Below are 20,011 nucleotides of genomic sequence, written 5' to 3'. Positions count from 1 at the left end.
TTCAGTTTTGCGCCCGGTCGGGCGTCTCGGATGGGGTGTTGGCGGCGACGTTCTGTTGGCGCGCGCCGGCTTGCTTGAGCTCTGCGACCCACTGTGGGTCGGCGTCGCCGATTTCGTTGTTCACGGGCAGATAACGTTCAGGGAACTCCCAGATCAGCACCTGTGGCGGGTTGTTCTTGAAGGCATCGCTCTTGAGGTAGCTGAGCATCGGCAGAATCGGGCCATGGCCGTCCTCGGCGTAGTTGACGACGTCGCTGTGCAGGGCTTGCTTGAGTGCACCGACGAAGTTCCAGTTGGGGTTGGCGCTGTAGCTGGTGCCGATCAGGGCCACGGGCACCTGGGCGTCGGCGAACAGCGCGTCGTCGCCGGCCGGCTTGTCGTCGGCTTCGCGGGTGTTGCGCTTGACCAGTGGCTCCTGGGCTGGCATCAGGTTTTCGAACAGCGGGTCCAGGGGCAGGAACTGGCGCAAGTCACCCTTGTGGGTGATTTTTTCCGCAGGCTCAGTGACGAAGCGTTGTGGCTCACCGTTGAGCGGTGTGCCTTCGGCAATGGCCTTGGCCAGGTTCTCGGCAGCGACCTGGGCTCCTTCCGGAGTCCAGTGGGTGTCGGTGCGCAGGAACACTTGCTGGCCGCCTTGCTTGGCCTGTTGCAGCGGGCCGAGCAGGTCTGGCGCGAGGATCTTGTCGGCCGCTACGCGAGCATGGAAATCCTGGTAGAGGTTGGCGTGAATGCTCGATGGCTTCACGTCACCCAGGTGCTCGGGGTACAGCCGCGCCTTGGCCGGCACGATCGCCATGACCAGGGTCACGCCTTGTTCCTTGAGCTTCTGGCGCACGCCTTCGACCAGCGCGTAGTTGCCTTGCAGGTTCAGCTCTTCGTTGACGATCGGGTTGAACTCTTCGTCGCTGTACAGCCACTGGTCGCGGCCCAGGACCACGCCTTTGCGGCCTTCGTTGAACAGCTTGTAGTCCAGCGCAGCCCAGATGTTGGTGCCCAGGCGCTTGATCGGGAACTGGTCGTCGTAGTGCGTTTCCACGGCCTTGGCCCAGCGCCCGTTGAGCACGGTGGCGTCGGGGTTGGTGCTGAAGCCGAAGAAACTGCGCATCGACCACAGGCCCAGTGCTGTCAGGATCAGCATGAACAGTGCGATGTAAAAGATGCGTAATGAGCGGGTCATGTTCAGATCCCTCAGAACTGGAAGTAAAGGAACGGCGAGAAGCTTTGCGCCGAGAGTTTGAGAATCGAGGCGATGAACAGCAGCAGCACCAGGGCGCGCATCACGTAGCGTGACCAGTCCACGGTCCAGTAGGCCGGTTGCACCTGGGCTTCGACACCCACGGTGTAGCCCGGTTCATGGATCGTCGATGGATTGTCACCCGGTACGGCCTTGATCATCCCCGGCTGTGCGGTGGCCGGGCCGTTGGCCTCGGTATTGACCTCAGGCTTGGTCTTGACCGGTGGGCGGTTGGTGTAGAAGTCCCGCAGGCCGAAGAAGGCGAGGGTGATGTAGGCCACCACCAGCGTGGCGATCTGCAGGCCAGTGAGGTTGGCGCGGGTCAGTTCCGACAGCGACCAGTCGCTGAAGCTGAACATGGCGCCGTACATGCGACCGGCCACGTGCAGGTTCTCGGAGCGGAAAATCACCCAGCCCATCACCACCAGCAGGAAGGTCAGCGCCCAGCGGATCGGGTTGATGCTGCGTGGCGTGGTGTTGATGCCCACGGCTTTTTCGATGGCCAGCCAGATACCGTGCCAGGCACCCCAGATGATGTAGGTGATGTTCGCGCCGTGCCACAGACCACCGAGCAGCATGGTCAGGAACAGGTTGCGATAGGTCATCAGCGTGCCTTTGCGGTTACCGCCCAGGGTGATGTAGAGGTAGTCGCGCAGCCAGGTGGACAGGCTGATGTGCCAGCGACGCCAGAACTCGGTGATCGACTGGCTGATGTAGGGCTGCTTGAAGTTTTCCATGAAACGGAAACCCATCATCAGGCCCAGGCCGATGGCCATGTCGCTGTAGCCGGAGAAGTCGAAGTACAGCTGCGCGGTGTAGGCCAGGGCGCCGAGCCAGGCATCGCCCGTGGTCGGGTTCTGCAAGGCGAAGCAATGGTCGGCCACCACCGCCAGGGTGTCGGCGATGAACACTTTCTTGATGAAACCCTGCATGAAGCGGGTGCAGCCTTCGGAGAACTTGTCCAGCGTGTGGGTACGGTTGTTGAACTGGTCGGCCAGGTCGCGGAAACGCAACACGGGGCCGGCGATCAGGTGCGGGAAAATGGCCACGAACGCTGCGAAGTCGATCAGGTTGCGGGTTGCCGGGGTATCACCGCGATAGACGTCGATGATGTAGCTGATGGACTCGAAGATGTAGAACGAGATCCCGATCGGCAACAGCACGTGGGTCAGGATGAACGGCTCGAGACCGAAGCTGGTCATGATCGCGTTGAGGCTGTCCACGCCGAAGTTGGCGTACTTGAAGTAACCCAGGATGCACAAGTCCACCGCCACGCCGAGCAACAGCCAGCGCTGGGCCGGTTTGGTGCGCACGCCGGCGGCGCCGACTTTCAGGCCGATCCAGTAGTTCCACAGGGTGACGCCGGCGAACAGCAACAGGAAGTCCACCCGCCACCAGGCATAGAACACATAGCTGGCGACCAGCAGCAGCAGGTTGCGATAGCGTTGCCCGCTCAAGTAGTACAAGCCGAGAAAGATCGGCAAGAACAGAAACAGGAACACATTGGATGAAAATACCATCCCGATCTCTCCATGTTGAATCAACAGTCAAGGGCCAGAGCCCCCCCAAACCCCCCCATGAAAGCCGGGGGGCTAATGCATTCGAAACAGACCACATTCCCTGTGGGAGCGAGCTTGCTCGCGATGACGGAGTGTCAGTCGACATCCATGGTGAATGTCAGACCGCAATCGCGAGCGAGCTCGCTCCCACAGGTTCCCTGCCAGGCAGGGAACACGGTGTCAGCTTCCTTTTTCACCTTTTTCCCGCGAAGGGTCGTACACCCGGGTCAAGTCACCGCCGAGGCGGAAGGTCTTGAACGGTTGCATCTCGTGCTTGCGCTCCAGCACATCCTCGCTGCAGGTGTAGAGGCTGCAGAACGGTTCGAGCCAGGCGAATTTCGAATCGATCTTCAGGTCCTTCATGTCCTGCTTGTCGCCGTTCTTCTCTTCGAAGATGTCCGGATCTTCGACCCCGGCCAGCACCCGGTCACCCAGTCGCTTGAGGGCGCCGTTGTTTTCCTGGCGCAGGTCCACACCATTGACCTGGGCGAAACTGGCGATCATCGCCAGTGGCGGCAGGGCATAGTTGTGGTAGGACAGGGCGCGTTGCTTGCGCTTGAGTTCGTTGGGCAGGAAACCGTCGGCATCGATCTGGTTGACACCGACCTTGTATTCCTTGACGGACCAGTCGAACAGGTCGCGACGGTTGGTTGCCACGGAGGTGGCCATCACCGACCAGGCGGCCCAGTAGGAGTGGTTGTTGGTCTTGTCCAGCGGCAGGTTGTCCCAGTCGCTGACCACCTGGTCGGCCATCCGGCTGAACCAGCCTTCGATCAGTTGCGCCTGCTCCGGGTGATTGGCCAGTGGGCGGGACTCGGAGAACTTCAGGCGCACATAGGCCGACGCCATGCTGCCCAGCGCCCATTTGCGCATGGACTTGCCGGTGTGGTTGAAGTCCTTGGACATCAGCGCATCGGCCTGGGCCCACGCGGTCAGCCAGTTGAGGGTGCATTCCAATTGTTCGGGACGGCCGTCACGCATGAATTGCATCACTTGCTTGCTGACGCCACGCTCGATCTTGGTGATGTCGGCGGTGCTGTCACGGAAGGCTTTTTCCGACTGCACGTTCAGGGTCGCACGGGCCTTGTCGGAGCCCTCGTACTTGCTGCGAAATTGCAGGGAGCCGGTGTAGGGCGTCGGCGTGGCGTCGCAGCCTTGGGCCGCTTCGCCGGCCTTGACCTTTTCGATCGGTGCGAAGTAACCCTGTGGCGGGCGCAGCGGGGCCGCGGCCTGCGTGGCCCCGGCGAACATCGCCAGGGTCAGCAGGGAGGGCGCCAGCAGCGTTTTCAACGTTCGGGTGCGCGTGGTACTGGTCATGAGACGAGACCTCATTGTCCGATTTGAGCCGTTTGTTCGGCTTGCGGAGATGCGTTGCGTTTACAGATTTTCGCTTCGATCTGCTGCGGCTCTTTACCGGCTTCAGGGCCCTGGACTTCGACAGCCAGAAGGTTTTGCGAAGCCCAGTCCTCGTCGGTGCGCAGCTGGAAGGCGAAACGTCCGTCGGTTTCGGAGGTATCCGGTTTTTCGATCTTGATATCCTCGTGGCGCCCATTCATGTACCAGAGGGTGGCTTGCAAGGTTTTCACCGAGGTATCGGCGAAGCGGATGTCGACCTGGTGGCTGCCGTTACGCAGATCCATGTTCTTGCTATTGACCATCAATTCGTTTTTGCCTGGCTTGAGCGCGGTCTTGCTGCTCATCAATGCCGGCTTGCCTTCGCAACCGTTGTTGTCCAGCAGCGCCATCATCTGGCGATAGATGGTTTCCTGGTCCAGGCGATACAGCGGCGAGAATTCCCAGATGAGGATTTTCGGCGGGTTCTTCTGGAACTCTTCGCTGCCCAGGTACTGGATCATCGCGCCCTCGAAACCGCCGCCGGGGAAGGCTACGTTGAGGATGTCGGCGCCGATGGACTCTTCCAGGAAGCCGGCGAAGTTGTAGTTCTTGCCGCTGTGACTGGTGCCCACGAGGGTGATCTGCGGGTTGCCGGAATCGCTGAACAGGTCGCCGTCACCTGCCTCGCCCTTAGGCTCGGTGGTGAACTGGTCCATGTACTGGATCGCATAGCTGGTGCCGCACAACTGCCCGGCCATGTTGTGCAGGGTGCCGGTCTTGCCCATGCGGCCGGACTTCTTGGTCTCGAACTCACGCTTGGGAATGTCGGCGAAGGCCGGGAGCTGCTTGACCTTCTCGGCGACGATCTTGGCGGTGCGCTGGGCGCCGTATGGCGTCCAGTGCTGGTCGCCACGGAAATAGAAATCGTGGGCCGGCAGGGTTTCGGGCAGGTTTTCGTTGGTCAGCGGCGACAGGTCCGGCACCACGTAACCCATCTGGGCGAAACGGCCGAGCATGGATTTGTAGTTGGTCAGGGCTTTCTCATAGTCGAAAGCGGCCTTTTCCTGTGGGTTGAGCTTGTTGCGGTTCACCAGGCCCCGGGTCGGCTGGTAGACGAGCACCAGCTCGACGCCTTTTGCCTTGAACGCATCGTGCAACTGCTGCAGGCGCTTGTAGCCGGCCGGGGTGGTGTTGAATTCGGTCCGCAGGTCTTCCTGGGTCCGGAACAGCCAGTCGCCCTGGGCCTGCACCAGCGTGGTGAAGTTCTGCTGGTAGCGCGTGGTGTAGTTCTTTGCGTCGTGGGCTTCAGGGCACAGGTTGCAGCATGGCTCGGCGGTGAAGCTCGGGGCCTTGATTTCATCGGCGCGGGCGCCGCTTGCAGCGGCGAGAATGCCGGCAGTCAGGGCGGACAGGCCCAGGAGTTTGATCATCTTTGGGTTCATAAAGGTCATCCTCAGTCCCGCATTTCGGTCTGGCGTTCGACAGGGTCGATCAGCACGGCTTTCTGCTGGCGCACCAGCAGGTCGAGAATTTCATCCTGGCGCTCGCCAAGGATTCCCGTGAAGCTGATGCCGCTGGATTTGGTCGGCGCGAGCATGGACACGCGGTACAGCTCGACGCTCAACGGCGAGTCGATGGACAGCGGGCCGCTGCCGTTGGCAGCCAGTTCGCCGCCGACCACGATCAGCGAGACTTCGGCGTCGAACGGGTCGAGCTTGATGTCACGGTCGGTGTCGGACAGGTCCTTGATGTGACCGTAGATACCGGTCAGGCCGTTGGCCATGGACACGTTTTCGTAGAGGCGAATGTTCACGCTGTTACGAATACGGATGCCGTGGCGGCGGTTGCTGATCACCTTGTTGCCCCACAACAGGTTGTCAGCACTCTCATAGAGCGTGATGCCGTCGGTGTGGTTCTTGTAGATCTCGTTGTAGGCGATCAGGTTGTTCACGCTGTTACGGTCGATCACCAGGCCCGAGAGTTTGTTGTCATAGCTGCGGTTGTTGAAAATGAAGCTGTCGTTGACCTCACGGGAAATAATGATCCCGTGCTTCTTCTTGGTCCCGTAGACGGTGTTGTCGGCGATGATCAGCCGATGGGAACGGTCGTGGGGGTCGATGCCGTAGACAATGTTGTCTTTGTAGGTGTTGCCCTTGACCACGAAGTCGCGGGTTTCGTAGCAGTAGAAGCCGTACCACATGTCCGAGAACTCGGAACCGATGATCCAACCGGTCGGTTCCGGGCGCTTGAGGACCTTGGCCATGTTCGGCGTGTACTGGGAAATACTCACCCCGTACGACTTACTGTTGGCGTAGCCGAAGCTGGCCATCTTGGTGTTGACGATGTAGGTCTCGGTGCCACCCCAGGCCAGCAGGAATGGACGGAATTCCTTGGGTGAACGGAAGGTCGCAGGGCCGTTGTCCTTTTCACGCCAGCCGGTGACCTTGGTGTCGCGGATGAACATCTGGCCATCGTTGACCAGGAACGCGCCGCCCTCCTGGGACATGCGCAATTCCTGGGTCTGTTTGTCGATTTCAAGGATGCCTTTGCGGCCGACCACGATCGGAATCTTCGCCAGGTAGACACCTGGCGAAGATTCGATGATGTACTTGGGCTGTTTCTTGGCCAGCTCCTTGAGGTTCATGTAGCCATCGTCGACGAAGATGGCCTGTGGGATGCCGTGCTGACGCACGACCCACTCGGCCATCTTGTTGTCGCCGCCGATGAAGTCCTTCAAGGCGTCTTCCTGCATCATCCGGCGCACACTGACCTTGCCGGGCTTGGAGCGGACAATTTTTGCCGCGGCCGCTTCGGCGGTGTAGCCGGAGAGGTCGGGCAAGGTTGGCTTGGCCAGCTCCAGTGGCGCGGTCGGTGCACTGTTGACGGTGTAGGTCTTGGCCCGTTGCAGGCCCTTGGCCACGTTGCCCGGCTTGACCACCGGTTCAACGTTGGCGAACGCCGGCGAGCCGGCCAGCAGCATCGCTGCGACCAACAGGCTGATCGAACCTTTCATCGCCTGGCTGTTCCTGAGGTAGCGGTTCATTTCGGGCACTCCCATGGCCATTCGCATCAGAAGCGCCAGATCACGTCGACAAAGGCGCGATGCATGTACGAATCGACCTCTTTGCCGTAGGCGTCGCCTGGCTTGAACACGCCGCCACGAAAGCGCACCAGCGCCGACGGCTCATCAATTGACTGACTCAGCGCGGCCGGCAGCAGGCCTTGCTTGAAGTACTTGGTGACGACCAGATCGACTTCCTGGCCCAGGTCCTTGTCGCCATCATTCAGCGGCAGGGTCGAGGTGGACAGGATGGCGCCGGTCACGTCGTCGGTGTTGTTTTCCACGGCATTGATACCGTTGCTGCCCACTGGCTTGTTGCCGTCCACGCGCCAGAACTTGTGGTACACAAGGCTGGCGTCGTATTCGTCACGCAGCTGCCAGGAACCGAACAGGCTGGCGCTCTGGGTGTTGGCCATTTCGCCACGGAACGCTTCGCCGAAACGGTGCACGCGCGAGCGGGTGCCGGTGAAGTTCGAGCGGTTGCTTTGCAGGCCGTTCTGTTGGTACTCATCGCTGGCGCGGGCATAGGCCGCACCGACTTGCCATTGTGGGTCCAGGCGCAGGCGGATACCCAGGTCAGTGGCCCAGCCGTCCACGTCATCGCTGTGCTTGGCTTGCGCCGGGCGTGTGCCATCGGCGTTGAGCGGGTTGACGGTGTCGCGCTCGCCGCTCATGCCGGTGATGCTGGCCCAGTAGTTGACGGTGTTGGTGTTGCGCCAGTTGTAGGCGTCGCTGTTGGCTTCCAGGCCCAGCCAGGAGATGTCGCCGTTCTGGGTCTTGTCCAGGGTGTCGGTGGGCTCGCCCGGGGTCGGGTAGTCGAGGCTGCCGTTGTCATGGGAGTGGTGGGCACGGATACCGGCCCATTGGCCGGGCATCCACTGGTAGCCCACGTCGCCATAGACGTGCAGGCGGTCCTTGTCCTTGGGGGACAATTCCTTGAGGTCGGTGCGGTATTCGCTGAACCGTTCGGCAACGCCGAGGTTGGCCCGCAGCAAGGTGGTGTCGAAGGTCCAGTTCAGGGCTTCGATGTTGGTGTCGCGCCATTGGCCGTCGTCGTTGCGCAGGCGCTGGCGACCGAACTTCAACTGCTCGCCCGGGTAGGGGGTCAGGCCACGGTAGCCAATCCAGAACTCGCGCATGGCCAGGTAGCTTTTCTTGGCTTCGCGGTCACCGCTGTCGGTTTGCTGAGTGCTGCCATCGGACTGTTGCAGGGTGTCGGTCTCGATGATGTCGCTGGACGTCACGGCCTGGGCCATGGCGTAGGCGCTCCAGGCGCCGCTTTCACTTTCACCGTAGACCCATGGACGCAGGTCCAGGCCGACACCGTTGACGTCGCCACCGCTCTGGGTGCCGAGGTCACGGTCATCTTCGGACTGCCCGGTGATCTTCACTTCCAGGCCGAAATTCTTGCTATCGGTCAGTGCCGCCAGGGTCGGACAGGACCACAGCAGGGCAAACGACAGGCCAATACCAGCCTGCACAAAAGGATTGAGCTTCAAAAGCTTCATAGAGGTTCCTCGCCGTCATCTTCTTTTAGGGCTTGCAGTTCAAGCGTATCGGGGCTCATAGCGCCGCGAATGGCCTGCTCTTGTTGTAGCAGGCGTTTGGCTTGTGCAAGTTGCTGCGGCGGTAATTGTGCTTCGAGAGTTTGGGCAAGCTCGGTGGCTTGTGGGGTGTTCTGCGCCTTGGCCAGCTGGCTGAACACATAGGCGTTGACCGGGTCGGGCTTGGTGCCCTTGCCCTGGGAGAACAGCTGGGCAATGGCGAAATCGGCGCTGTTCTGGCCGTTGCGAGCGGCCTTGAGCAGGTGGTCCAGGGCTTTTTGCGAGTACACCTGGCCCAGGTAACCGCGGCGATAGATCTGGCCGAGGTAGTAGTCGGCGGCCACTTCGCGGCCAACGGCTTTCTGGAAATGCGCCTCGGCGACCTTGGCATCGGCCGGGACCCACTTGCCTTCGTAGTAAAGCTTGCCCAGCAGCAGCTCGGCGCGCGGCTGGTCGGCGGCGCGGCCGTTTTCCAGGTACTGCATCATCTTGTCGACGTCACCCAGTTCCGGGAAGTCGTAGAGCAGTTGCGCCAGGCTGACCCAGGCAGCGGGGTAGCCAGGAGCGATGCCTTCGAGCAACGACTGGGCGGTCTTTTCATCGGTCTTGCCCAGGCTGGCATCGGCCAGGACACGTGCGACGCTGTCCACGCGCTGGGCGGATACGACGCCACGGGCGTGACCGTCCTGCATTTGCTTGAGCAGCGCGGCCTGCTGTTCCGGCTGGCCGCGTTTCTGATAGACCGTGGCCAGTTCGACGTAGCAGATGTCCGTGGTCGCCAGCGCGGCCTTGCAGACCTTCTCGACTTCGTCCAGGTGCTGGTCGTAGGTGCCCTGGGTGCGATAGAGCAGAATCTGCGCCAGGCCCGCTTCCGGGTAACCGGCGCTGCGCCATTGGCTGATCTGCTGCTGGGCGTTGACGTTCGGGAAGCTGTGGGGATATTGCAGGTACAGCATCGCCAGCGGGATCAGGGTGTTGCCTTCTCCGTTGGCGAAGGCTTTCTTCAACAGGCCTTCGGCTTCGTGTTTTTCCGCTTCAGTGGAACCGGGCTTGGCCACCAACAGGCGACCCAGGCGCGCCTGGGCCCGTGGCGAGATGTCGGCCGCGGCGCGGTAAGTCGCCTCGGCTTTTCTCATCTGCTCGGGGTCGCGGCTGTCCACCTGGATGTCAGCCAGGCCCACCTGGGCCTCGCTGTAGCCCAGGTCGGCCAGTTGCTGGTAGTTCTGCTGCGCCAGCGCCGTGTCGCCGCGCTTGAGGGCTTCGTTGGCCAGGCGTTGATCGGGCAGGCCGGCACAACCGGCCAGGCTGACGGCCAGTGCCAGGGCACACAGTGTTCCCATGTGGGAACGAGTTTGCGGCATAGCATCCTGACCGCGTTGATCCTTTCGCGAGCAAGCTCGCTCCCACAGAGTCTGTGGGGTGTTCAGGATTTTTATAATGGTCACGGGCATATCCTCGACTTAAATACCGACGGCCATGGCTTTGTCGATCAGCCAGTTCAGGTTAGGGCCACGGGAGCTGGTGACTTCCACCGGACGGCCGGCCAGCGAGCTGTCCAGGGGTTCGTCAGGTTGGATCAGCACACGGATATCGGAGGACAGGTCGGCACTTTTCAGGCTGGTGCTGCTGACGATCTTGCCGGTACGGGTGGTGTCTTCGCCGGCAACCTGGAAGCTGACAGGCGTACCTGGGCGCACGTCGCCGAACTGGCGATAGGAGAAGCGCGCTTCGACGTTGGCCTCGGTGCCCCGTGGGACCAGTTGGAAGATCACGTCACCCTTGCTGGCGTATTGGCCGTTGGCGACCAGTTGCTGGGACACGATGCAGTCGCACGGCGACGTCAGGGTGCCGGTCATTTGCTTGCCGAACAGCTCCTCGACCTTGGCCGGCTGCAACTGGTTGTCGTCCAGGTGACCCTTGAGCACGTCGAGCATGCTGGTGCTGAAGGTCGCCAGCGGGGCGCCCTTGGCAGCCACGCCGTCGGCCTTGACCAGGCTCTGCACGGTGCCGTCGCGCGGCATGGTGATGGCCATGCCCGGTACGTTCACCAGGCCGGCCTGGGCGTGGCTGACGAAGTACATGCCGTACACCGACTTGAAAACGAAACCGAACGCCGCCAGGCCAACGACAAAGACCCCCAGGCTGAAGGTCACGGCGCGCAGGCGGCCAAAGGCACTCATGCCACCGTTTGCGTCTTTCTGCTTGCGAGCCTTGGTGAAGTTATCGCGCTGCAGGGTCGCCAGCACGTCGCCGACACCGACGATGTCGCCGGCCAGGTGCGAGGTGATGATGTGACGCAGTGTCGAGATGTCCCGAGGCTCCAGGTTCTGGAACTGGCAACCGGTGCGGCCGGTCTGGCGGTCGTAGGAACGGATCTGCAATTCAACGTCCATGGCCAGGCCAAGGTTGTCGATGACGAACTGCAGGCGACCTTTGTAGGACTCCCCGGTCTTGAGGGGCATCTGGCCGGCGTTGAAGCTCAGGCCGCCGGCAGACAGGTCCAGGACCTTGACTTCCATCGGCGTACGGTCAGGACCGAAGAAGCGCAGCTTGGCCGGGATTTTGACCCGGGCGTGTTGGCGCTGGGCTTCGGATTCATGCACTACGTTGACATTCACGGCGGTGTTCATAGGGGCGATTTCCTAGTTAATTCATTCAAGTCCGGTCAGACCATCGTCAGCAGCACGGCAACAAAAATGCTGCCGGCGGAGAAGGTCATGGTCCGAGACGACCAAGTGTTGAACCAACGTTGAAAGCTGGCGAGATCACGGGTCAGGTGGGTGGGCTGGCGGGTCCAGGACTGTTGATCGAGGCGGAAGAACACGTAGATCTTCACCAGGGCACCGACGATCTGGTTGTAATAGAGAATCGCCGGGTAGGCAGGGCCGATCCGGTGTCCGGAACACGACAGCAACAGGGTCAGGATCAACCGCGTGATGCCGATCCACAGCAGGTACACCAGGATGAACGCGGTGCCGTACTTGAAGCTGGCGATCAGTGCCACGGTCAGGCCCAGCAGCGACGTCCACATCGACACACGCTGGTCGAACAGCACCACCGAGGTGAACAGGCCCAGACGACGCAGACCCAGGCCCAGTGCCCGGGAGTTCTGCCGCAGGTTGTTGCCGTACCAGCGGAACATCAATTTGCGGCTGGCCTTGATGAAGCTCTTCTCCGGCGGGTGTTCAACGGTGTTGATTGCCGCATCGGGCACGTAGAACGTGTCGTAGCCCAGGCGCATCAGGCTGAACCAGCTCGACTTGTCATCGCCGGTCAGGAACTTGAAGCGACCCAGGCGCCAGTGTTGCAGCGAGTCGCTTTCCACGTCGGCGATGAAGTCCGGGTTGGTGACCACGGTGGCGCGGAACACCGACATGCGGCCGGTCATGGTCAGTACGCGCTTGGACAAGGCCATGGAACACATGTTGATGTGACGCTGGGCGAAACGCAGCTTGTGCCATTCGCTCATGATGTAGCCACCGCGCACTTCGCAGAACTCGTTGGTGGTCAGGCCGCCTACGTTGCCGAACAGCTGGAACCACGGCACGGTCTTGCGCACGACGCCTTCGGCGAGCACGGTGTCACCGTCGATCACCGCTACTACGGCGCGGTCGTCCGGCAAGTGGCGGGAGATGGCGCGGAAACCGTAGGCCAGGCCGTCGCGCTTGCCGGTGCCAGGGATACGCACGAAGTCCAGCTTGACCCGCGCTGGCGGGTTCATGCGGGCCCAGAGGCTCTTGACCAGCAGTTCGTCGGACATTTCCACGATGGAGCAGACCACGGTGGTGGGCAGCCCGCATTCGATGGCCTCGCGAATCACCGAGCCATACACCTGGGCGGTGGTCAGCGCATCGATCCGGAAGCTGGTGACCATCAGGTACACATGGGACGGATCCGCCGCCTTGCCCAGCTTGCGTACCTTGCGGCGCAGGTGCGGGTAGACGATGTACAGGAAGATCATGCCGCGCACGAAATGCGTTGCTCCCATGGAGTAACGCCAGATGCCCACGGCGCCGATCAGGAAGATGAAGTCCTTGGATTCGGAGTCGAACGTGGACGTGGGCAGCGCCATGGCGATGCCCATCAATAAACTCAAGTAAAACAGCCAACCGGCGGCCTGAAGCAGGCCGTGCTTTAGCCTGTGCATAATCTGCATCCGTCTCTATCTCGGGCGGGCCTTGTGGGCGGCCCGATGGGTTAAGGCAGGCGAAAGGCCGGCCGGAGCATGCCCCGGCCGGCAAACAGACTTACCAGCAGATGCCTTCGGTCCGGCCACTCGGGTTGGTGGCCTTGGACATGAAGCCGACCAGGTCGATGACCTGCTTGCCTTCCGGTACGTTTTCGGTCAGCGCGCGGAACTTCTCGTCGCGGTTACCCAGGATGATGATGTCGGAGCTGTCGATCACCGAGTCGAAGTCGGAGTTGAGCAAGGACGAGACGTGAGGGATCTTCGACTCGATGTAATCCTTGTTCGCACCGTGGACGCGGGCGTATTCGACGTTGCTGTCGTAGATCTTCAGGTCGAAACCCTTGCCGATCAGCATTTCCGCCAGTTCTACCAGTGGGCTTTCACGCAGGTCGTCGGTGCCGGCCTTGAAGCTCAGGCCCAGCAGGGCGACTTTGCGCTTGTCGTGGCTGGAAACGATGTCGAAGGCGTTCTGTACCTGGGACTCGTTGCTGCGCATCAGCGAGTTGAGCAGTGGCGCTTCCACGTCCAGGGTGCCGGCGCGGTAGGTCAGGGCGCGAACGTCCTTGGGCAGGCAGGAACCGCCGAAGGCAAAGCCTGGGCGCATGTAGTACTGGGACAGGTTCAGAGTCTTGTCCTGGCAGACCACATCCATCACTTCACGACCATCGACGCCGACGGCCTTGGCGATGTTGCCGATCTCGTTGGCGAAGGTCACCTTGGTGGCATGCCACACGTTGCAGGTGTACTTGATCATCTCGGCGACGGCGATGTCCTTGCGGATGATCGGCGCATCGAGCTCTTCGTACAGCGACTGCAGAACGTCACCGGAGGCGGTGTCGAACTCACCGATAACGGTCATCGGCGGCTGGTCGTAGTCTTTGATCGCGGTGCTTTCGCGCAGGAACTCAGGGTTCACTGCGACACCGAAATCGACGCCGGCTTTCTTGCCGGAGCAGTCTTCCAGGATCGGGATGACAACGTTTGCCACAGTGCCCGGCAATACGGTGCTGCGCACTACGATGGTGTGGCGGGTGGTCTTGTCACGCAGGACAAAACCGATCTCGCGGCACACTGCCTCGATGTAGTTCAGTTCCAGGTCGCCGTTCTTTTTGCTCGGAGTACCGACGCAAATCATCGACAAGTCAGTATCGCGAATGGCTTCGGCGAAGTTGGTCGTGCCGCGCAGTCGGCCTGTTTGAATGCCTTGCGCCAACAGCTCACCAAGACCTGGTTCAACGATTGGCGATTTGCCAGCGTTGATCATGTCGATTTTGTCTTTGGCGACATCTACGCCAACTACATCATGGCCCCGTGCAGACAGGCAACCGGCACATACTGCACCGACGTAACCCAAACCAAATATGCTAATGCGCATCGCATTTACCTCTGTTTTCACGCCATTAAATGGCCGGAGTTAATAGTGTTCAGCGGTCATCGAGCACTCGGAAGTGTGGAATGCAGGCGCCACAGTGCCGTGTGCAGGCATACTAAGTTCCGAGTGTCTAAATAAGTGCACTCAAGTTGTGCGCAAAGCGGCCTAGTTGTTATGACCTGCCCTGTTATGCAGCCAGTCCCTGTAAATCAAGAACGCTCGTGCAAAAAGTCTTTCACCCCTGATCCCTGGCAAAAGCCCACAAAATCAGAAGCTTGTGTGCTCGGGTGAGCACGTTATAGGGGCGCAGCCTTGGCCTTGTAGGGGATAGTAATGGTGCGTTATCTCCTGTCCTTTATAAGGTGGATCCAAATAGGCGACCGTTTCGCTAAATTGCCATGACAACTTGGTTACTTGGATCGACGGCCTGTGTAAGTCATCTCTTACACGCTCCGTGAGAATCGTTACGGGTGGTATGAGCCGTGCAATTTCACATAGTTCCGATCCGCTCATCGTGATTTTCGTAATTTTTCGAAATATTATCGGAGATGGCACTGCCCTCAATATGATGGCACTTGCCGTTTCGCCCTTTATTAATGGGGAGTTAGGGGGGTGAGATAGTTTTGTGCCACTACGGATAAAAATTTTTGGTGCCACTACGCAAAAAACTGACGAGTGTCGAGTGAAAGAAAAGTTAGCGGGGGAGTGGGGCGATTTATTGACGTCATGAAACTGTCGAAACAGGCGGGGAACTAAGATGATAGATCGGGGCTTGATCGAAGCCCCCGATCAGGGGCGATATAAGGTTATGCTTTATTCGGGAGCGTGATCGCGCAAGAACACTAGTTTGTCCTGGCTCGACTGTTGTGCGTTGAAACGATAGCCCTGAACATCGAATTGGCTAAGTGCCGCAGGGTCGTTGATCCGTTCTTCAATGATGAAACGACTCATCAGGCCCCGGGCTTTTTTGGCGTAGAAGCTGATGATCTTGTACTGGCCATTTTTCAAGTCGCGGAATTCGGTATCGATGACGCGCGCTTTCAGTGCGCTGCGCTTGACCGCCGAGAAGTATTCATTTGAAGCCAAGTTCAGCAGTACGTCGTCGCCCTGGTCGGCGAGGGCTTCGTTCAGCCATTCGCTGATGCGCGTGCCCCAGAAGGCATACAGGTCCTTGCCCCGGGCATTGGCCAGCTTCGTGCCCATTTCCAGGCGATAGGGTTGCATCAGGTCCAGTGGCCGCAACAGGCCATAGAGGCCAGAGAGCATGCGCAGGTGTTGCTGGGCGTAGTCGAAGTCGGCTTCGCCAAAGCTTTGCGCATCGAGGCCCGTGTACACGTCGCCCTTGAAGGCCAGCAGCGCCTGTTTGGCATTGGCCGGAGTGAACGCCGGTGTCCAACTGCCGAATCGCGCGGCATTGAGGCCGCCGATCTTGTCGGAGACATGCATCAGCTCGCTGATCTGTGCCGGGGAGAGTTCGCGCAGTTGCTCGATCAGTTCCTGGGAATGATCCAGGTACTGCGGCTGGGTAAAACGCTCGGTGGCCGGCGGTGTTTCGTAATCGAGGGTCTTGGCGGGGGAAATCACCATCAGCATGAAATCGTCTCCTTGAGGGTGCGGCGATTCTAGGGGGTTGTCCGGGTGGACTCCAGCTATTGGGGTGATAGGTGATCGGTGGTGGTGCTTTTGTGGCGAGGGAGCTGTGGGAGCAAAGTCTGTGGGAGCAAAGCTTGCTCGCGATGAACGATGACGCAATCTTGCAGATGGACCTTGTCGCCTGCATCGCGAGCAAGCTTTGCTCCCACAGGTCTGCTCCCTAAGTCCGCTGACCACAAGGGTATTGGGCCAGGATCGGCTATGATGCCGCGCGGGTTTCGTTATGGAGACATCCCTTTTGCGTATCGTTCTTCTGTTATCGGCCTGGCTGTTGAGCCTGGGTGCCATGGCCGCGCCCGCGCCCAATGATGCCGCGACCCTGGACCGCAGCACCTGGCCGGAACAACTCACCAGCCCGACGCTGTTCGACGTGGCCTCGCGGGCCGAGATCCTGATGTTCGCCCGGGTCCTGCTGGACGTCGATGCCATGGACGAGATCGCGCTCAAGCAGTACCTGGGGCTGCGCTCGGTCAACATGGTTGCGATCGACGCGCTTCGCGCCCGGCTGTGGCGGCGGTTGTTGGCCAGCTACAACTTTGCCCAACGCAGTTGCGATCAGGACGCGTCCTTCTGTTACCTGGTCGAGGACATGGCGACCCTGCGCGAAGAGGCGCGCAGGTTTCATCTGGATGACAACTCCTACTACATCAAGTGGGCCGCGCCGAGCCAGATATTTCATACCCAATACCGCGACGAACTGCTGCGTAAAGCCGCGCTTTTTCCGCAAACCAGCAGCGAAATCGCACGTTTTGGCGATTACGAACGCAACGGCGAAGACATGAACGACCGCCTGTTCCTGTTGACCTTCGACAGCGCCGCCAACGTTGTGCCGGACAACACTGCGTGGCTAACCGAATACCTGCGCAAGGCGAACATCAACGGCACCTTCTTCGTGCTGGGCAAGGACATCCAGGCGCGGCTGCAAGAGGGCTCGGTCAACAATCTCCAGGCGTTGTATTCGAGACAATGCGTGGGCGTGCAGGGCTGGGAGTTCCGCTCCCACAGTTATTGGCAGGACTGGCAAGACTCGGTCCGGCGCAGTGTCGAGCTGGTCAAGGGCAAGCTGCCCGAAAATTATGTGCCGCTGTTCCGTCCGCCCCAGGGCCAGCGTCGTGGCGATGCGCAAGCGTTCTTTGAGCAGCAGGGCTTGCAAGTGGCGCTGTGGGACATCGATCCCCAGGACAGCAACAATCGACTCAAGCCTGAGCAAAGCGCCCAGCGTGTGCTCACCCTGATGCTGCTGTGGCGCCACGGGGTGATCAATTTCAATGCCAAGCAGGATGGGGTGAAAACGGCGATGCCCTGGTTGATGACGCAGACGGCGCAAAGCGGGATCGGTTGGGCGGACTGCCAGGAAGCGTTTCGCTGAAACCTGAAAAGGCCCGGAAACATTGGGGATGGCGGAAAAACCGGTACACATTCATGACAACCTGACTTCCGACTTTAACGGCGCAACGGCGGTACGCCAAGCGTTATTCGTCACTCTGAAAAATAAATTTCAAAAAAGCGTCAAAGTGCTTTTTCCTGTCATGGTTTTTGGAGTATCAAGAAGTCAGACCGCCGAAACCTGCAACACAGGTGGCGTCTTCCAAGACCCAGATTGTGTGCAGTTCACCTGAATCCTCGCGGGTGAATTCGGTGGCTACCTCGAGGCGCAGCACTGTCATGGTATTGCGTCGAATGGCCCCCACATAGGTGACCGAGTATGGATGACCACGGACGTAGCCCTTCCTCCAACCAGCCAATCCTCTATGTACTCGATACCAACGTATTGATCCACGATCCAAACGCCCTGCTGAACTTCGAAGAACACCACGTTGCCATCCCGATGACCGTGCTTGAGGAGCTGGACAAACTCAAGAGCGGACACCACAGCGTTGCGGCCGAATGCCGGCAGGCGATCCGCCTGATCGACAAGACCCTGGGTGACGCCTCTCCGGAGGACGTTGAGCTCGGCGTGCCGATCCAGCGCGGCAAAAGTGGTCCCAAGGGCCTGCTTTCGATCCTGATGAGCAAGCGCACCGAACCCAACCTGGTGCTGCCTGAACACCTGAACGACAACATCATCATCAACCAGTTGATCGATCTGCACGCGCGCACCAAGGACCAGGCCGTGGTGCTGGTGACCAAAGACATCAACATGCGCCTCAAGGCCCGCGCCTGCGGGATCGCGGCGGAGGACTACAGCACCGACCAGTTGGTCGACGACGTCTCGCTGTTGCCCAATGGCTACCACAACATGACCGGCTCCTTCTGGGACCGTGTGAGCAAGGTCGAGACCCGCCAGGACCACGGCCGCACCTGGCACCAGGTGCAATTGATCGACAACCTGCCGGCGGTGCACATCAACGAGTTCATCATCGACGAACAAGGCTTCGTCGGCTGGATCAAGGAAATCCAGGTCGACAAGCTGCTGATCCTCGACCTGCACCAGGAGCCTTTGCTGCATCAGGAAGCCTGGGGCCTCAAGCCCCGTGACATCTACCAGAGCCTGGCGCTGTTCGCCTTGCTCGACCCGGATATCCACCTGGTCAACCTGTCCGGCGCCGCCGGTTCCGGCAAGACCATCCTGGCCCTGGCCGCTGCCATCGAGCAGACCATGGTCAGCAAACGCTACCGGCGCATCATCGCCACCCGCAGCGTGCAGGGCCTGGACCAGGAAATCGGTTTCCTGCCCGGTACCGAAGCGGAAAAAATGGAGCCGTGGCTGGGGGCGATCACCGACAACCTCGAAGCCTTGCACATGGATGACGAAAGCACCCATGGCAGCGTCGACTACATCCTCAGCAAAGTGCCGTTGCAGTTCAAATCCCTCAACTACATTCGCGGGCGCAGCTTCCAGCAGAGCCTGATACTGATCGACGAATGCCAGAACCTGACCCCGCACCAGATGAAAACCATCATCACCCGTGCCGGTGCCGGCTCCAAAGTGGTGTGCCTGGGTAACCTGGCGCAGATCGACACCCCTTATCTGTCCGCGACCAGCTCCGGGCTGACCTACCTGACCGAACGCTTCAAGGACTTCCCCAACGGGGTCCACATCACCCTGCAGGGCGTACCGCGCTCGATCCTGGCCGAATACGCCGAATCCCACCTGTAACCCCAGCCAAACCGGGCGACCCTATGGTCGCCCGGTTTTTCATGCCTGACACATAACCCCTGTGGGAGCGAGCTTGCTCGCGATGGCGGCGAGTCAGGCACCTATTTTTATCTGACACACCCTCATCGCGAGCAAGCTCGCTCCCACAAGGGATCTCCGGTGTTCTGCAAATTGCAGGTGCGACAATCAGCCCTGCCGGAATTTGACCCACGGGTTTACAATCGACACTCCCGATCAGGAGTAACCCTGTGCTGACTCATCTCGATTCCCAAGGTCGCGCCAACATGGTCGACGTGACCGACAAGGCCGTGACGTTCCGTGAAGCCACGGCCGAGGCCTTTGTGCGCATGCTGCCCGACACGCTGCAGATGATCGTCAGCGGCGGTCACCCCAAGGGCGATGTGTTCGCCGTCGCACGCATTGCCGGCATCCAGGCGGCCAAGAAAACCAGTGACCTGATTCCGCTCTGCCACCCGCTGCTGCTCACTAGCGTCAAGGTCGAGCTCAATGCCGAAGGCGAGGACCGGGTACGCATCGTCGCCCGTTGCAAACTCTCGGGGCAGACCGGCGTGGAAATGGAGGCCCTCACCGCCGCCAGCGTCGCCGCGCTGACTATCTACGACATGTGCAAGGCCGTCGACCGTGGCATGACCATCGAAGGCGTGCGGGTGTTGGAAAAACTCGGCGGCAAGAGCGGCCATTTCCAGGCGGATGCGTCATGAAAATCAACGTGAAGTTCTTTGCCCGTTACCGTGAAGCGCTTGGTGTGGATTCGGTAAAGGTGGAAGGTGATTTCGCCACGGTCGACGATGTGCGCGTGCTGCTTGCCCAGCGTGATGGGGCCGAAGTGCTGAAGGAACAAAACCTGATGTGCGCGCGCAATGAAGACCTTTGCCAGCTCGACGAACCGCTGGCGGACGGCGACGAAGTGGCGTTTTTCCCCACCGTGACCGGAGGCTGAACC

At 60.3% G+C, this 20,011-nt stretch carries 16 protein-coding genes; 5 read left to right on the top strand and 11 right to left on the bottom strand.

Going from position 1 to position 20,011, the window contains the following annotated elements:
- Nucleotide 1: 1 nt before the first annotated feature.
- The 11 genes from QMK47_RS23625 to yaaA form a co-directional block, all read right to left on the bottom strand.
- On the bottom strand, nucleotides 2–1,177 hold the full coding sequence (locus tag QMK47_RS23625) for an alginate O-acetyltransferase (protein ID WP_258689284.1): 1,176 nt from the start codon (nucleotides 1,175–1,177) through the stop codon (nucleotides 2–4).
- An 11-nt stretch (nucleotides 1,178–1,188) separates the two neighbouring features.
- Complete coding sequence (locus QMK47_RS23620; protein ID WP_253477856.1) at nucleotides 1,189–2,754, bottom strand: MBOAT family O-acyltransferase; 1,566 nt, start codon at nucleotides 2,752–2,754, stop codon at nucleotides 1,189–1,191.
- A 219-nt stretch (nucleotides 2,755–2,973) separates the two neighbouring features.
- Nucleotides 2,974–4,110: a mannuronate-specific alginate lyase gene (locus QMK47_RS23615; protein ID WP_214512376.1), complete on the bottom strand. Its 1,137-nt coding sequence runs from the start codon at nucleotides 4,108–4,110 to the stop codon at nucleotides 2,974–2,976.
- A gap of 11 nt (nucleotides 4,111–4,121) precedes the next feature.
- On the bottom strand, nucleotides 4,122–5,570 hold the full coding sequence (locus QMK47_RS23610) for an alginate O-acetyltransferase (protein WP_214512377.1): 1,449 nt from the start codon (nucleotides 5,568–5,570) through the stop codon (nucleotides 4,122–4,124).
- Nucleotides 5,571–5,581: 11 nt separating this feature from the next.
- Nucleotides 5,582–7,171, bottom strand: coding sequence for a mannuronan 5-epimerase AlgG (gene algG / locus QMK47_RS23605; RefSeq protein ID WP_253477854.1), 1,590 nt, complete (start codon nucleotides 7,169–7,171; stop codon nucleotides 5,582–5,584).
- A gap of 26 nt (nucleotides 7,172–7,197) precedes the next feature.
- Nucleotides 7,198–8,688, bottom strand: a complete 1,491-nt coding sequence (locus QMK47_RS23600; RefSeq protein WP_253478657.1) for an alginate export family protein — start codon at nucleotides 8,686–8,688, stop codon at nucleotides 7,198–7,200.
- A 5-nt stretch (nucleotides 8,689–8,693) separates the two neighbouring features.
- Complete coding sequence (gene algK, locus QMK47_RS23595) at nucleotides 8,694–10,178, bottom strand: alginate biosynthesis TPR repeat lipoprotein AlgK (RefSeq protein WP_309475803.1); 1,485 nt, start codon at nucleotides 10,176–10,178, stop codon at nucleotides 8,694–8,696.
- A 15-nt stretch (nucleotides 10,179–10,193) separates the two neighbouring features.
- Complete coding sequence (locus tag QMK47_RS23590) at nucleotides 10,194–11,363, bottom strand: alginate biosynthesis protein Alg44 (RefSeq protein ID WP_214512380.1); 1,170 nt, start codon at nucleotides 11,361–11,363, stop codon at nucleotides 10,194–10,196.
- A gap of 35 nt (nucleotides 11,364–11,398) precedes the next feature.
- Complete coding sequence (gene alg8, locus QMK47_RS23585) at nucleotides 11,399–12,880, bottom strand: mannuronan synthase (RefSeq protein ID WP_003205316.1); 1,482 nt, start codon at nucleotides 12,878–12,880, stop codon at nucleotides 11,399–11,401.
- A 100-nt stretch (nucleotides 12,881–12,980) separates the two neighbouring features.
- Nucleotides 12,981–14,297, bottom strand: a complete 1,317-nt coding sequence (locus QMK47_RS23580; protein WP_214512381.1) for a nucleotide sugar dehydrogenase — start codon at nucleotides 14,295–14,297, stop codon at nucleotides 12,981–12,983.
- Between the two features lie 810 nt (nucleotides 14,298–15,107).
- Complete coding sequence (gene yaaA, locus QMK47_RS23575; RefSeq protein ID WP_253477851.1) at nucleotides 15,108–15,887, bottom strand: peroxide stress protein YaaA; 780 nt, start codon at nucleotides 15,885–15,887, stop codon at nucleotides 15,108–15,110.
- A gap of 298 nt (nucleotides 15,888–16,185) precedes the next feature.
- On the opposite strand from yaaA, the gene QMK47_RS23570 reads away from it, so the two are divergent.
- The 5 genes from QMK47_RS23570 to moaD all read left to right on the top strand — a co-directional run bounded on the left by QMK47_RS23570 (nucleotide 16,186) and on the right by moaD (nucleotide 20,008).
- On the top strand, nucleotides 16,186–17,316 hold the full coding sequence (locus QMK47_RS23570) for a polysaccharide deacetylase family protein (RefSeq protein WP_320389401.1): 1,131 nt from the start codon (nucleotides 16,186–16,188) through the stop codon (nucleotides 17,314–17,316).
- A gap of 28 nt (nucleotides 17,317–17,344) precedes the next feature.
- A complete protein-coding gene (locus QMK47_RS23565) occupies nucleotides 17,345–17,566 on the top strand; it encodes a hypothetical protein (RefSeq protein ID WP_320389400.1) in 222 nt (73 codons plus the stop codon).
- An 86-nt stretch (nucleotides 17,567–17,652) separates the two neighbouring features.
- A complete protein-coding gene (locus QMK47_RS23560; protein WP_018606162.1) occupies nucleotides 17,653–19,047 on the top strand; it encodes a PhoH family protein in 1,395 nt (464 codons plus the stop codon).
- Nucleotides 19,048–19,295: 248 nt separating this feature from the next.
- Nucleotides 19,296–19,769, top strand: a complete 474-nt coding sequence (gene moaC / locus QMK47_RS23555) for a cyclic pyranopterin monophosphate synthase MoaC (RefSeq protein ID WP_003205311.1) — start codon at nucleotides 19,296–19,298, stop codon at nucleotides 19,767–19,769.
- Entirely contained in the window at nucleotides 19,766–20,008 is a 243-nt protein-coding gene (gene moaD / locus QMK47_RS23550) for a molybdopterin converting factor subunit 1 (protein ID WP_053189805.1), read from the top strand. Before moaC ends, moaD begins: the two co-directional genes overlap by 4 nt.
- Nucleotides 20,009–20,011 lie beyond the last annotated feature (3 nt).

Source organism: Pseudomonas sp. P9_35 (genome assembly GCF_034008205.1).
Classification (GTDB): Bacteria; Pseudomonadota; Gammaproteobacteria; order Pseudomonadales; family Pseudomonadaceae; genus Aquipseudomonas; species Aquipseudomonas kilonensis.
Note: the sequence above shows the minus strand (reverse complement) of the source record. Positions and strands in the feature narration are given on the sequence as shown.

Excerpts from the sequence above, each read along its gene's own strand:
- yaaA (WP_253477851.1), bottom strand. The coding sequence starts at position 15,887 with ATGCTGATGGTGATTTCCCCCGCCAAGACCCTCGATTACGAAACACCG.
- QMK47_RS23560 (WP_018606162.1), top strand. The coding sequence starts at position 17,653 with ATGGATGACCACGGACGTAGCCCTTCCTCCAACCAGCCAATCCTCTAT.
- QMK47_RS23615 (WP_214512376.1), bottom strand. The coding sequence starts at position 4,110 with ATGACCAGTACCACGCGCACCCGAACGTTGAAAACGCTGCTGGCGCCC.
- QMK47_RS23610 (WP_214512377.1), bottom strand. The coding sequence starts at position 5,570 with ATGAACCCAAAGATGATCAAACTCCTGGGCCTGTCCGCCCTGACTGCC.
- QMK47_RS23590 (WP_214512380.1), bottom strand. The coding sequence starts at position 11,363 with ATGAACACCGCCGTGAATGTCAACGTAGTGCATGAATCCGAAGCCCAG.
- algG (WP_253477854.1), bottom strand. The coding sequence starts at position 7,171 with ATGAACCGCTACCTCAGGAACAGCCAGGCGATGAAAGGTTCGATCAGC.
- moaD (WP_053189805.1), top strand. The coding sequence starts at position 19,766 with ATGAAAATCAACGTGAAGTTCTTTGCCCGTTACCGTGAAGCGCTTGGT.
- QMK47_RS23620 (WP_253477856.1), bottom strand. The coding sequence starts at position 2,754 with ATGGTATTTTCATCCAATGTGTTCCTGTTTCTGTTCTTGCCGATCTTT.
- alg8 (WP_003205316.1), bottom strand. The coding sequence starts at position 12,880 with ATGCACAGGCTAAAGCACGGCCTGCTTCAGGCCGCCGGTTGGCTGTTT.
- QMK47_RS23565 (WP_320389400.1), top strand. The coding sequence starts at position 17,345 with ATGGCGGAAAAACCGGTACACATTCATGACAACCTGACTTCCGACTTT.
- QMK47_RS23580 (WP_214512381.1), bottom strand. The coding sequence starts at position 14,297 with ATGCGCATTAGCATATTTGGTTTGGGTTACGTCGGTGCAGTATGTGCC.
- QMK47_RS23625 (WP_258689284.1), bottom strand. The coding sequence starts at position 1,177 with ATGACCCGCTCATTACGCATCTTTTACATCGCACTGTTCATGCTGATC.